This window comes from Streptomyces sp. NK15101 (assembly GCF_020400725.1).
Lineage (GTDB): Bacteria > Actinomycetota > Actinomycetes > Streptomycetales > Streptomycetaceae > Streptomyces.
Map to the genome: position 1 here is coordinate 59104 of NZ_JAINVG010000012.1, position 13211 is coordinate 72314.

The window sequence follows — 13211 nt, forward strand, 5'->3', positions numbered from 1 at the left end:
ATTCTATACCTATACTCGCGGTATCGCTGGACAATGGAAGGTTCCTCTTTATGGACGCCGTGGACAGGCAGCTCATCCAGGCCCTGCGCGAGAACGGCCGTGCCTCGTACGCCGAGCTCGGCCGGCTCGTCGGGCTCTCCGGCCCCTCCGTCACCGACCGCATCAACCGGCTGGAGGCGGCCGGCGTCATCACCGGCTACCGCGCCACCGTGAACGCCGCCTCGCTCGGCCTCGGCGTCACCGCCCTCATCGGCATCTCCCTCTCCGACGCCGCCGACCACGAGGACGTGGCCCGCCGCCTGAAGGACCTCGCCGAGATCGAGGACTGCTGGTTCATCGCCGGCGACGACTCCTTCATGCTCAAGGTGCGCGCCAACGACGTCGACGGCCTGGAGAAGACGATCCGCCGCCTCTCCGGCACCAAGGGCGTCTCCCGCACCCGTACGACGATCGTGCTCTCCACCAAGTGGGAGAACCGGGTCGGAGAGCTGCCTGAAGAGGGCTGAGAGTACGGTGGGCAGAGCTTGATTTCGGAGATACAAGGGAGGCGGCCGTACATGGACGCGGGACTCAAGCGCGAACTTGAGCAGAAGGTCCGGGACGGTGAGCGGCTGAGCCGTGAGGACGGCATCGCCCTGTACGAGTCCGACGACCTCGCCTGGCTCGGCGGTCTGGCCCACGAGGTCCGGACCCGCAAGAACGGCGACGTGGTCCACTTCAATGTCAACCGGCATCTGAACATGACCAACGTCTGCACCGCCTCCTGCGCCTACTGCTCCTTCCAGCGCAAGCCGGGCGAGAAGGACGCGTACACCATGCGCATCGAGGAGGCCGTGCGCCTCGCGAAGGCGATGGAGAACGAGAACCTCACCGAGCTCCACATCGTCAACGGGCTCCACCCCAACCTGCCCTGGCGCTACTACCCGCGCTCCCTCTCCGAGCTCAAGAAGGCCCTGCCGAACGTCTCCCTCAAGGCGTTCACCGCCACCGAGATCCACCACTTCGAGACGATCTCCGGCCTCTCCGCCTCCGAGATCCTCGACGAGCTCATCGAGGCCGGCCTGGAGTCCCTGACCGGCGGCGGCGCCGAGATCTTCGACTGGGAGGTCCGGCAGCACATCGTGGACCACCGCACCCACTGGGAGGACTGGTCCCGGATCCACCGGCTCGCCCACGAGAAGGGGCTCAAGACCCCCTCGACCATGCTCTACGGGCACATCGAGGAGCCGCGCCACCGCGTGGACCACGTGCTCCGGCTCCGCGAGCTCCAGGACGAGACCGGCGGCTTCCAGGTCTTCATCCCGCTGCGCTACCAGCACGACTTCGTGGACATGCAGGACGGCAAGATCCGCAACAAGCTCCAGGCGCGCACCACCATGGCGACCGGGGCCGAGGCGCTGAAGACCTTCGCGGTCTCCCGGCTGCTCTTCGACAACGTGCCGCACGTCAAGGTCTTCTGGGTCATGCACGGCGTCCAGACGGCGCAGCTGGCGCTCCAGCACGGCGCCGACGACATGGACGGCTCGGTCGTCGAGTACAAGATCACGCACGACGCCGACAACTACGGCACGCCGAACAAGCTGGGCCGCGAGGACCTGCTCGAACTGATCCGTGACGCGGGCTTCCGGCCGGTCGAGCGGAACACGCGGTACGAGATCATCCGCGAGTACCCGGGCCCGGACCCGGACCGGCGCGAGTCGCCGCAGCCGATGCGGGTCTGACGCATGACGCGACGGAAGGGCCGGCGGGGGATCCCCCGCCGGCCCTTTCCCGTGCTCACTTCAGCGGCAGCAGCATGATGATGTCGTCCCGGTCGTCGCCGGGGGCGACCCGGATCGCGTCGGGGACGCGGCCGACCTCCTTGTAGCCGGACCTGGCGTAGAAGCCGTCGACGCCGGTGCCGCCCCGGCAGGTCAGCCGGATCGCCTCGATCGCCTCGAAGCCCTCGGCGGTGCGGGCGGTGTGCTCGACCGCCGCCATGAGGTCGAGGCCGTATCCCCGGCCCTGGTGCCGGGGGTGGACCATCACCGTGTAGAGCCACACCCAGTGGGTCATCAGCGGGTGGGTGTTGAAGGTGAAGAAGGCGGTGGCGGCGACCCGGCCGTCCTCGTCGCGGCCGACGAGGAGGCGGGTGCCGCCCTCGGCCATGGCGACCAGGTGCTTGAGCAGCGCGGGGCGTATCTCCTCGGGGGTCACGGGGGGTACGAAGCCGACGGCGCCGCCCGCGTTGGAGACGTCGGCCCAGAGGGAGAGCACGCCGTCGCGCAAAGCGGGGTCGACTGCCGGGTCCACCTCGAACGTAAGGGTCATGGCAGGAGCTTATCTATTACCTCCGTGGCGCTCAAGAGGCCCGGTCCCGGATCTGACGCCGCCGCGTGCTTCACTGGAAGGCGCTCGTCCCGCTGGGAAACTTCGGGATCTTTCGGAACGGAAGACTGGACTGACATGCTCCGCTACACGCTGATGCGGCTCGGGATCTTCTCCGGGTGCTTCCTCGCCCTGTGGGGTCTCGTCTACGTCGGCGCGCTGCCGCGCGGTCTGGGCGACTCGAACCTGCTCTGGGTCCTCGTCCTCTCCATCGTCGTCTCCGCCCCCCTCAGCTTCGTGCTCCTGCGCAAGGTGCGGGACGAGGCGAGCGCGGAGGTGGTCGCGAAGGTCGAGCGCGTCAAGGGGCGACTGGACTCGAACCGCTCCCAGGAGGACGCGCTGTAGCCGCGGGCCGCGTAAAGGCTGCGTAAGCTTCCTCACAGCACCCCACCCCGGGCCGGGCCTTCCAAGGCTCCTGCCTGGGGTGTTCTGCGTTTCGGAGGTAGAACGGGTCCTCGTGGCTCAAAGAAGAGCTTTGAGGTTCTCAAAGTTCAAGTGTTAACGTATTCGACATGAAGTCTGCAGCGCGCCCCACCCATGCCATGAGCACCCCGCTCGTGGCGCGCCTGCACGTCGATCTCTGCCGCTGTATGTCCGCGGTCTGTTGCCGCGCCTTCTGATCCGGCATCATGCAGCGGCCCGCGCCCAGCGCGTGTGTGCCGCACCCCCGTCCCCGTATTTCCCGATACGCACCTGTGGAGTGTGCCCGTGTCCGCGTCCGTGACGCCCGAGACGAAGCCCCGGATACCCAAGATCCCCTTCTGGGTCCAGATCATCGCCGGTCTGGCCCTCGGCGCCCTGCTCGGCTGGGTCGCCCGCAGCCAGGACGTCACCTGGCTGAAGGAGACCCTCGGCCAGATCGGCGACATCTTCGTCCAGCTGCTCAAGCTGGCCGTCGCACCGCTCGTCTTCTTCGCGATCCTGGTGTCGATCACCAACCTGCGGAAGGTGAACAACGCCGCCCGCCTCGCCACCCGCACGCTGCTCTGGTTCATGATCACCTCGCTCGTCGCGGTCGGCATCGGCCTCGCGATCGGCCTGGTCACCGACCCGGGCGCCGGCACCGGCCTCACGCCGAAGGACGGCAAGCTCCCCAAGCACGAGGGCTCCTGGATCGACTTCCTCACCGGCATCGTCCCCACGGACGTCATCACGCCCTTCACCGAGCTGAACGTCCTCCAGATCGTCTTCATGGCCGCCGTCGCCGGCATCGCCGCCCTCAAGCTCGGCGACCGCGCCAAGCCGATCCTCACCCTCTCCGAGTCGGTCCTGGAACTCCTCCAGAAGGCCCTGTGGTGGGTCATCCGCCTCGCCCCGCTCGGCACCGTCGGCCTCATCGGCTTCGCCATCGCCGACTACGGCTGGGACCTGATCGGCAAGTACGCGACCTTCACCGCCGACATCTACGTCGGCTGCGCCCTGGTCCTCTTCGGCGTCTACCCGCTGCTGCTCGCCACGGTCGCCAAGGTCAACCCGCTCCGGTTCTACAAGGGCGCCTGGCCCGCCATCCAGCTGGCCTTCGTCTCCCGCTCCTCCGTCGGCACCATGCCGGTCACCCAGAAGGTCACCGAGCGCCTCGGCGTCCCGAAGGAGTACGCCTCCTTCGCCGTCCCGTTCGGCGCCACGACCAAGATGGACGGCTGCGCCGCGATCTACCCGGCGCTCGCCGCGATCTTCATCGCGCAGATCTTCGACGTGCAGCTGGGCGTCGGCGACTACCTGCTGATCGCCTTCGTCTCGGTCATCGGCTCGGCGGCCACCGCCGGCCTCACCGGCGCGACCGTCATGCTCACCCTGACCCTCTCCACCCTGGGCCTCCCCCTGGAGGGCGTCGGCCTCCTCATGGCGATCGACCCGATCCTGGACATGGTCAGGACGGCCACGAACGTGGCGGGCCAGGCCCTGATCCCGGTGATCGTCTCCGCCCGCGAGAAGATCCTCGACCTCGACAAGTACGACGCCGTGACGGCGTCCCCGGTCGACGACCCGGCCGAGGGCACCGGCACCGACCGGAAGGTCGCGGTCACGGCCGCCGCCTGATCCCCGCCAAGCGCACACGTGCCCCCTGCCCGGACCGGGCAGGGGGCACGTACGCTTTCGCGGGGCATCCAGCGGATCTTGGAAGCAGGGGTGGGGCCGCCATGGCCGGTGGGGCGAAGGCGCGGCGGTTGCCGCGGGCGGTGCGGGAGCGGCAGATGGTGGACGCGGCCGTGCGGTGCTTCGCCCGGCACGGGTACCAGGCGGCGTCCATGGACGAGATCGCCGAGCTCGCCGGGGTCTCCAAGCCCTTGGTCTATCTGTACCTGGGATCCAAGGAAGAGCTGTTCACCGCCTGCATCCGGCGTGAGGCGGGGGCGCTGCTCGCTGCCGTGGACGCCGGGGTCGGCGGACCGGAGGTGCCGCCGGACGAGCGGCTCTGGGCGGGGCTGCTCGCCTTCTTCACGCACGCGGCCGGGCATCCGGACTCGTGGGTGGTGCTCAGCCGGCAGGCGCGGACGCAGGGGGAGCCGTTCGCCGGCGAGGTGGCGCGGATGCGGAACGAGATCGTGGGCTTCGTGGCGGGGCTGATCGGGGAGGCCGCCCGGGAGGCGGACGTGGTCATCACCGGGCGGGACGTGGACGCGCTCGCGCAGGCGCTGACGGGATCCGCCGAGTCGCTGGCCGACTGGGCGAACGAGACCCCCGGGGTGACGGCGAAGGAGGCCGCCACCACGCTGATGAACTTCGCCTGGGCGGGGCTCGGAAACCTCGTGAAAAGCGAGCGCTGGTCTCCCCGTGAGCGCTTACCGGGCAGTAAGGTTACCGGCTAGTCCGGGCAGTCAGGACAACTCAGGGCTCAACGTACCGACGCACGACCTCAGTTCATCGCGCAGACCGAGGAGCCGCACGTGTCCGTCGTCACCGCCGCATCCGAGACAGAGCCGGTCGAACCCCGGAAGGTGGTGGTGGAAGGGCGCGTGCGGGAGGTGTCCGTCCCCGCGCTCGTTCCCCGGGTGGCCCGCGGCTCGCTCGCCGACCTGCCCTACGACAACGCCCGGCAGGAGCCCGAGGCCGTCCTCTTCTCCAGGAAGGACGCGGAGGGGAAGTGGTACGACGTCAGCGCCGCCCGCTTCGCCGCCGAGGTGCACTCCGTCGCCAAGGGCCTCATCGCCGCCGGCCTGCGACCCGGCGACCGGCTCGCGCTCATGGCCCGCACCACCTACGAGTGGACGCTGATCGACTTCGCCGCCTGGGCCGCCGGGCTCGTCACCGTCCCCGTCCACCCCACCTCCTCCGCCTTCCAGACCCGCTGGATCCTCCAGGACTCCGGCGCCGCCGCCTGTGTCGTCGAGGACGCCGAACAGGCGCGGCTCGTCTCCGCCGAACGACGGCAGCTGCCCGGCCTCGCCCACCTCTGGGTCCTCGGCACCGGCGCCGTCGACCACCTCCGCGCGGCAGGTGCGCGGGTCGCCGACGAGGCCGTCACCGCCCGCCGGGGGCTGCTCACCCCGGACGCCCTCGCCACCCTCGTCTACACCTCCGGCACCACCGGCCGGCCCAAGGGCTGCGCCCTCACCCACGCCAACTTCTTCGCCGAGGTCGACAACGCCGTCCGGCTCCTCCACCCCGTCTTCGTCTCGGAGAGCAAGGATCCCCCCGCCACCCTGCTCTTCCTGCCGCTCTCCCACGTCTTCGGGCGGATGGTCGCCGTCGGCTGCGTCCGCGCCCGCGTCCGGGTCGGGCACGCGCCCTCCGTCGAGGGCGAGGAACTCCTCACCGACCTGGCCGGCTTCCGGCCCACGTTCCTCCTCGCCATCCCGTACGTCCTGCAGAAGGTCTTCGACCGGGCCCGCGCCACCGCCGAGCGCGGCGGGAAGGCGGCCGTCTTCGACCGGGCCGCCCGGATCGCCCGCCGGTACGGACGGGAGGCCTCGCCCTCGCTCTCCCTGCGCGCCGCGCGAGCGCTGTACGACCCGCTCGTCTACCGGCGGATCCGCAGCGCGCTCGGCGGCCGGGTGAAGTACGTGATCTGCGGCGGCTCCCCGCTGGGCGCCCGGCTCGCCGAGTTCTTCACCGGCGCCGGCGTCGAGGTCTTCGAGGGGTACGGCCTGACGGAGACCACCGCCGCCTCCACGGTCACCCCGCCGCGCCGGCCGCGCACCGGCACCGTCGGCTGGCCGCTGCCGGGCACGGCCGTCCGGATCGCCGACGACGGCGAGGTCTGGCTCAAGGGCGGTCACGTCTTCGCCGGCTACTGGGACGCCCAGCGCGGGACGGCCCTGCCGTACACCGAGGAGGGCTGGTTCCCCACCGGGGACCTGGGCTCGCTCGACGCGGACGGCTACCTCCGGATCACCGGCCGGAAGAAGGACCTCATCGTCACCTCGGCCGGCAAGAACGTGGCCCCCGCCCCGCTGGAGGACTGGCTGCGCGCCCACCCGCTGGTCGCCCAGTGCATGGTCCTCGGCGACGACCGCCCGTACGTCACGGCCCTGATCACCCTCGACCACGAGGGCCTGACGCACTGGCGGCGGATGCGGCACAAGGACCACCTGGCGCTCTGGGAGCTGGTCCGGGACCCGGAGCTGCTCGCCGCGCTCCAGCGCGGGGTGGACGACGCCAACCGGCTGGTCTCGCGGGCCGAGTCGATCCGCGCCTTCCGGGTCCTGACCACCGAGTTCTCGGAGTCCTCCGGCCACCTGACGCCGTCCCTGAAGCTCAAGCGACGGGCCGTGCTGCGGGACTTCGCGCGGGACATCGAGGAGATGTACGGCCCGGAGGTCCCCTAGGGCCAGAGCAGTTCGCGGGTCCAGCCGTCCGCCGTGCGGCGGTAGCGGAGGCGGAGGTGGCGGCGGCGGGCGTCGCCCTGGAAGAACTCGACCTCGGCCGGTTCGACGACGTACAGGGTCCAGGTGGGGGCGGACGCGTCCGGTTCCGCCTCGGCCCGGTGCCAGGCCGCCTCGCTCGCCTCGGCGAGGGTCGCGGGGGAGTCGAGGACCTCGCTCTGCCGGCCGACGAGCGCCGCGGCCAGGGCGCCGGTGGTGCGGGCGTGGAGGTCCTCGTGCGCCTCCTCGGGGGTGCCGGTGACGACGTGGCCCCGGACGCGGACCTGGCGGCCCTGGACCGGCCAGTAGAAGCCGAGCGCGGCCTCGGGGCGGGCGGCGAGCTGGCGGCCCTTGGCGCTGGTGGCGTGCGAGGCGAAGTGCCAGCCGCGGGCGTCGGCGTCGTGCAGCATCACCGTACGGACGTCGGGCCTGCCGTCCTCGTCCACGGTGGCCAGGGAGAGGGTGTGCGGCTCGGTCTGGCCGGCCGCGGCCGCCGCCGTGAACCAGTCGTGGAAGAGGGGCAGCGGCTCGGGCGGGGCGCCCGCCGGGTCGAAGGACGGCAGTTCGGTGTCCCAGACCCTGAGGGAGCGGAGGGCGCGGTGGAAGTCGGTCATGCGGCCACGGTAGGGCGTGCGGCGGTGCGGCCGGCGGCCGGTGCCGCGTAGTCCTCGACCGGGACCGCGGCGGCCGCCGCCTGGATCTCGTCGCGGATCTTCTTCGCGATGAGGTTCTTCCAGGGGGTCTTCGGCAGGGTCCGGACCATGAACATGCGCAGGGCGATCTTCCACTTCCGGTCGACGACCATCTCCTTGACGAAGCCCTCGGCCATCTTCTGGTTGCGCTCCACGCCGGGCCGCATGTGCCGCTCGTAGCGGGCGAAGGCGACGGTGTGGTCGCCGCCCGCCCGGGCGAGTTCGCCCGCCAGGACGTAGGCGCCGACGAGGGCGAGGCCGGTGCCCTGGCCGGAGGCGGGGGAGGCGCAGTGGGCGGCGTCTCCGAGGAGGACGACGCGGCCCTTCGACCAGCGGTCCATCCTCACGAGGGACATGGAGTCGAGGTAGAAGTCGTCGGCCTCGGCGGCGTGGCCGAGGAGCCGGGGGACCTCCCAGCCGTCGCCCTCGAAGGCGCGGGTGAGGAAGCGCTTCTGGGCGGCGGTGTCGCGGTGGTCGGGCTGTGCCTCGGCGGAGGAGAAGACGAAGAGGTTCTTGGCGTCGGTCTCGCCGGCGGAGCTGTAGACGCAGACCAGCTTCCCGGGGAGCGCGTGGTACGTCTCCCAGCGGTCCAGGTCCAGGTGGTTGGGGGCCGTGAAGATGGAGATGTACGCGCCGAGGTGGTGCTTGAACCGCTCCTCCGGTCCGAAGGCGAGCCTCCGGGTGTTCGAGTGGAGTCCGTCGGCGCCGACGACCAGATCGAAGCGGCGGACGGTGCCGCTCTCGAAGGTGACGGTGACGCCGTCCGTGTCCGCGGGGTCGTCCGCGATCTCGGCGATCGAGTCGCCGAAGACGTACTCGACGTCCTCGCGGGTCCGGTCGTACAGGATGCGGGCGAGCTCGCCGCGCATGATCTCGTCATCCCCCTCGACGCGGCCGCCGAAGATGTCGGCGGGCAGTTCGCCGATGGTGCGGCCGGCGTCGTCGACGTACGAACCTCCGCGCATGTCCGTGGAGTTGGCGCGGATCTCGTCGAGGACGCCCATCCGGCGGCAGACCTCGATCGCGGTGCCGCGGATGTCGACCTTGTAGCCGCCGGTGCGGAGCTCGGGGGCGCGCTCGACGACGGTCGGGACGAAGCCGTAGCGGTGCAGCCAGAGGGCGAGGGCGGGGCCGGCGATCGAGGCGCCGGAGATCAGGACGGTCTTGGCGGTGCGCTGCATGTCGGACTCCTCGTCGGGTGTCTGCGGGCCGTTCCCCTGCCCGCGGACATGAATATACGGATGTCCTACACGTTTGTCTATGACGCTTGTATAGATCCTTCGGGTGGTCGGTCCGGCGGCCGGTCCGGCGGGCCGCCCGGTGGCCGGTGCGGTGGTCGGTTCGGTGGTCGGTCAGTCGCGGGCGAGGACCACCGTCCCCGAGGAGCAGAACCAGCCCCCCGTCCCCGAGGCCACCGCCAGCTCCGGCAGTGAGCCGTCCGGCCGGCGCACCTGCAACCCCGGCGCCTCGCCGCGCAGTTGGCGCACCGCCTCCACCAGCAGGAACAGGCCTCGCATCCCCGGATGGCAGGCCGACAGCCCGCCGCCGTCCGTGTTCACCGGCATCCGGTCCTTCTCCTGGACGTACGCGCCGCCCTCGCCCTTCGCGCAGAAGCCCAGGTCCTCCAGGGTCACCAAGGTCATGTAGGTGAAGGCGTCGTAGATCTCGGCTAGGTCGACGTCCGCGGGCCGGACGCCCGCCCGCTCGAAGGCCAGCCGGCCGCTGACGGCCGCCGGGGAGACCGTGAAGTCCTCCCACTCGGACATCGTGGTGTGCGAGACGTGCTCGCCCGTGCCGAGCACCCAGACCGGGGCCTTGCGGCAGTCCCGGACGTACTCCTCGGCCACGAGCAGCACCGCGCAGCCGCCGTCGCTGCGGATGCAGCAGTGCAGCTTGGTGAACGGGTCCGCGATCATCGGCCCGCCCAGGACGTCGTCGACGGTGATCGGCTCGCGGAACATCGCCTCCGGGTTGAGCGCCGCGTTCGCCCGTGCCCGGACGGCCACCTCCGCGAGCTGCTCCAGGGTCGTGCCGTACTCGTGCATGTGGCGGCGGGCGGCCATCGCGTACTTGGCGATCAGGGTGTGCCCGTACGGGACCTCGAACTGGAGCGGGCCGCGCGAGCCGAAGGAGAGGTTCGCGGTGCGGCGCCGGGCCCTGATATCGGCGCGGGCGGTGGAGCCGTACACCAGCAGGACCGCGTTCGCGCGACCGGCGGCGATGGCGTCGGCGGCGTGCGCGGCCATGACCTCCCAGGTGGCGCCGCCGACGGCGGTCGAGTCCACCCAGCGGGGGCGCAGGCCCAGGTACTCGGCGACCTCGACCGGGGCGAGCGTGCCGAGGCCCGCCGAGGCCAGGCCGTCGACCAGCGAGCGGTCGAGGCCGCTGTCCGCGAGGGCGCGGCGGGCGGCCTGGGCGTGCAGGGCGTAGGGGGTGGCCTCGTCGACCCGGCCGCAGTCGGAGAGGGAGACGCCGACGACGGCGACGCGGCGGGAGCTGCGTGTGGTGGTGGGCATGAATCTGACGGTACATCAGATTTCCTGAATCGGGACCGGCACTCCTCTGGGCAACAAGCCGCGTACGGGCCTAGCATGACGCACCGTCAGATACGGAGGGAGCTCCATGGACGCCGATTCCGCTGCGCTCGACGCCCCGAAGGCGGCACCGTCCGCGGGCCCGCCCCCGGCGGAACCGCCCGCCGCCCCGTCGACGGGACCGTCCGCCCGGCCGTCGGCGGGACCGCTCGCCGCCGCGCCCGTGCCGCCGCCCGCGCCGCCCGCCGGGGAGCAGCGGGAACTCCGCCGCGCCCTGCGGGAGCTGCTCGCCGCCGGGCGCGGCGGGGCGGACGGGGCCCCGGGCGTCGGCCCCGAGGGGTACGACACCGCGCTCTGGGCCCAGCTGTCCGGCACCCTCGGCCTCGCCGGACTCACCCTCCCCGAGGAGTACGGAGGCGCCGGCCGCGGCCCCGCCGAGCTCGCGCCCCTCTGCGAGGAGACCGGCCGCGCCCTCGCCCCCTCCCCGCTCCTCGCCACCACCGTCCTCGCCGCCCCGCTCATCGCCGCCCTCGGCACCCCCGCCCAGCGCGCCGCACTCCTCCCGCGCGTCGCCGACGCCACCCTCACCTGCGCCCTCGCCGTCCCCGCCGGCCTCGCCCTCGCCCTCGGCCTCACCGGCGACAACGCCGGCGGGGACTGGTCGGGCGGCGGCCGGGCCGGCGGCATCCAGGCCGCGCGCACGGCGGACGGCGGCTGGCGCCTCTACGGCGAGGCCGACCGGGTCCTCGACGGCCACAGCGCCGGACTGCTCCTCGTCGCCGCCCACGCCGGCGGCTTCGCCCGCAGCCGTACGCTCCTCTTCCTCGTGCCCGCGGACGCTCCCGGACTCGTGCGGACCCGGCGGCCCGCCCTCGACCTCACCCGGCCCCAGGCCACCGTCCAGTTCCGGGACGCCGGCGCCGAACTCCTCGGCGAGGAACCGGCCGACGTCCTCGGCGCCCTCGCCGCCACCGGCCGCACCGCCGCCGTGATGCTGGCCGCCGAGGCCGTCGGCGCCGCCGGAGCCGCCCTCGACCGCGCGGTCGAGCACATCCGCTCCCGCGGACGGTATGGCTCCCGGCACCGCCTCGCCGACCTCCACGTCCAGGTCGACACGGCCCGCTCGCTGACCCACTGCGCGGCCCGGGAACCCGGCCCCGGACCCGACGGCGGGCCGCTCGCCCTCGCCCACGCCCTGGAGGCGCTGCGCGCCACCGCCGACGAGGCGCTCGCCTGGGAAGACCTCTGCTTCAAACGGGCCGCCTCCGACGAACTGCTCTTCGGTCCCGCCCGCCGGCTGCGCGCCCGGGCGGCGGAACGGACCGGACTCCTCGGAGAGGAGGCGGCGTAGATGCCCGCCGGACGGAAGCTCGTGCAGAAGGTGTCCTCCACCCGGACCTTCGCCAAGGTCGCCCCGCACGTCATCCCGGCCATGGACCGGGCCGTGCACCGGCTGAGCAGGGGAAAAGTGCTGCTCAGCGCACGGATGCTGCCCGGGGTGATCCTCACCGCCCGGGGCGCGAGGAGCGGGCTGCCACGCGTCACCCCGCTCGCCTGCATGCCGGAGGGGGACGGCCGCTGGCTCCTCGTCGGCTCCAACTTCGGCCGGCCGGGCCACCCGGCCTGGACAGCGAACCTGCTCGCCCATCCGGACGCCGAGGTCAACTGGCGGGGCGAGGACGTGCCCGTACGGGCGGAGCTGCTCACGGGCGAGGAACGGGCGGCGGCCTGGAAGGCGGCGCTGGAGTTCTGGCCGCCGTACGCCACGTACCAGGCACGGATCGAGCGCGAGATCCGGCTCTTCCGCCTCACGCGCAGATAGCGACCGGCCCGCGCCGGACCGGACCGCTCCTGGCCGCGCCGGGCACCAGCACGCCGCCGCGCCCGGGACGGGCGTCGACGGGCCCGGACACGACGACGCCGACGGCGGTCCCGGCCCCTTGTCGCAGGGGCGGGTCGCCGTCGGCGTCGACGACAGGACGGATGAAGGAGGGGGCCGGCGCTACCTGGTCGGCTTCTTGCCCGTGATGCCCAGGTGCACCAACAGCGCCAGGTTCGGCTTGAGTTCGGCCTGTTTCACACCCCAGGTCTGGAAGCCCTTCTGGTGGCCGGCGACCGAGGCCAGCATCGCCACCAGGGAGCCGGCCATCGCGGCGGGACTGACGTCCTTGTCGACCTTGCCCTTGGCCTGGAGCTCCTTCACCGCGTCCGTGAGGGAGTTGGTGACCGAGTTCAGGATCTTCATGCGGATCTTGTAGAACCGCTTGTCGCCCTCGGCGGCGCCGAGGTCCACGACCCGCAGGATCGCGTCGTGCTTCCGCCAGAAGTCCAGGAAGCCCTCGACGAGTTCCTCCGAGGTCTGCCAGCCGGCCTTGCCGACCCAGGAGCGACCGCTGACCAGCTCGGTCAACGCGGCGCCCTCCTTGGCCATTTCCTCCGCGATCTCGAGGACCGCCCCCTCGACGTCCGGGAAGTACTGATAGAACGTCGCGGGTGAAGTACCCGCCTTCCGGGCCACATCGATGACCTTGACGTCCCGGTAGGGCGAGGAGCTGAGCATCTCACCGAGGCAGTCGAGCAGCTTCTGCCGCGTCGCCTGGCCGCGTCGTCCGGCCACGCGGCCGTCGACGGTGCGTACTTGTCCTGTCATGCCGTCAGCTTACCGAGGGGGGATCAGCGCGCGATTCGGCCGACTGCAAATGGGGTGCACCCCCGGCACGCCCCCGTTCTGCGAGGTCGGTGCGGGTGCGTGGGTCGAGGGGCAGGGGCGGTATCGAGCCAGTGCCGGCCGCGGTGCCGGCCGCGGTGCCGGA

The 13211-nt window shown here is 72.0% G+C and carries 13 protein-coding genes; 8 read left to right on the plus strand and 5 right to left on the minus strand.

Annotation, left to right across the window (positions count from 1 at the left end; translation table 11 throughout):
- Window positions 1-50 precede the first annotated feature (50 nt).
- Complete coding sequence (locus K7G60_RS09585) at window positions 51-506, plus strand: Lrp/AsnC family transcriptional regulator (protein ID WP_030691729.1); 456 nt, start codon at window positions 51-53, stop codon at window positions 504-506.
- 51 nt (window positions 507-557) lie between these two features.
- Entirely contained in the window at window positions 558-1721 is a 1164-nt protein-coding gene (gene mqnE, locus K7G60_RS09590) for an aminofutalosine synthase MqnE (protein ID WP_225800381.1), read from the plus strand.
- Between the two features lie 55 nt (window positions 1722-1776).
- On the opposite strand, the gene K7G60_RS09595 is transcribed toward mqnE, so the two are convergent.
- Window positions 1777-2310, minus strand: coding sequence for a GNAT family N-acetyltransferase (locus tag K7G60_RS09595; RefSeq protein WP_225800382.1), 534 nt, complete (start codon window positions 2308-2310; stop codon window positions 1777-1779).
- 135 nt (window positions 2311-2445) lie between these two features.
- On the opposite strand from K7G60_RS09595, the gene K7G60_RS09600 reads away from it, so the two are divergent.
- From K7G60_RS09600 to K7G60_RS09615, 4 genes are all read left to right on the plus strand, one after another.
- Window positions 2446-2712: a DUF4229 domain-containing protein gene (locus tag K7G60_RS09600; RefSeq protein ID WP_225800383.1), complete on the plus strand. Its 267-nt coding sequence runs from the start codon at window positions 2446-2448 to the stop codon at window positions 2710-2712.
- Between the two features lie 363 nt (window positions 2713-3075).
- The gene (locus K7G60_RS09605) at window positions 3076-4407 is read left to right on the plus strand and encodes a dicarboxylate/amino acid:cation symporter (protein ID WP_225800384.1); all 1332 of its coding nucleotides are present in this window, start codon (window positions 3076-3078) and stop codon (window positions 4405-4407) included.
- Window positions 4408-4508: 101 nt separating this feature from the next.
- A complete protein-coding gene (locus tag K7G60_RS09610) occupies window positions 4509-5177 on the plus strand; it encodes a TetR/AcrR family transcriptional regulator (RefSeq protein WP_225800385.1) in 669 nt (222 codons plus the stop codon).
- Between the two features lie 78 nt (window positions 5178-5255).
- Entirely contained in the window at window positions 5256-7136 is a 1881-nt protein-coding gene (locus K7G60_RS09615) for a long-chain fatty acid--CoA ligase (protein ID WP_225800386.1), read from the plus strand.
- On the opposite strand, the gene K7G60_RS09620 is transcribed toward K7G60_RS09615, so the two are convergent.
- The 3 genes from K7G60_RS09620 to K7G60_RS09630 form a co-directional block, all read right to left on the minus strand.
- On the minus strand, window positions 7133-7786 hold the full coding sequence (locus K7G60_RS09620) for a pyridoxal 5'-phosphate synthase (protein WP_225800387.1): 654 nt from the start codon (window positions 7784-7786) through the stop codon (window positions 7133-7135). The two genes, K7G60_RS09615 and K7G60_RS09620, sit on opposite strands and share 4 nt — an antisense overlap.
- Entirely contained in the window at window positions 7783-9045 is a 1263-nt protein-coding gene (locus K7G60_RS09625) for an FAD-dependent monooxygenase (RefSeq protein WP_225800388.1), read from the minus strand. Before K7G60_RS09625 ends, K7G60_RS09620 begins: the two co-directional genes overlap by 4 nt.
- A gap of 171 nt (window positions 9046-9216) precedes the next feature.
- Window positions 9217-10380, minus strand: a complete 1164-nt coding sequence (locus tag K7G60_RS09630) for an acetyl-CoA acetyltransferase (RefSeq protein ID WP_225800389.1) — start codon at window positions 10378-10380, stop codon at window positions 9217-9219.
- A 106-nt stretch (window positions 10381-10486) separates the two neighbouring features.
- Here K7G60_RS09630 and K7G60_RS09635 point away from each other — a divergent pair, with 106 nt between their 5' ends.
- Together K7G60_RS09635 and K7G60_RS09640 are read left to right on the plus strand one after the other, a co-directional pair.
- A complete protein-coding gene (locus tag K7G60_RS09635; protein WP_225800390.1) occupies window positions 10487-11749 on the plus strand; it encodes an acyl-CoA dehydrogenase family protein in 1263 nt (420 codons plus the stop codon).
- Window positions 11750-12220, plus strand: a complete 471-nt coding sequence (locus K7G60_RS09640; RefSeq protein WP_225800391.1) for a nitroreductase family deazaflavin-dependent oxidoreductase — start codon at window positions 11750-11752, stop codon at window positions 12218-12220.
- A gap of 180 nt (window positions 12221-12400) precedes the next feature.
- On the opposite strand, the gene K7G60_RS09645 is transcribed toward K7G60_RS09640, so the two are convergent.
- Window positions 12401-13048, minus strand: a complete 648-nt coding sequence (locus K7G60_RS09645; protein ID WP_041129739.1) for a TetR family transcriptional regulator — start codon at window positions 13046-13048, stop codon at window positions 12401-12403.
- Window positions 13049-13211: the final 163 nt, after the last annotated feature.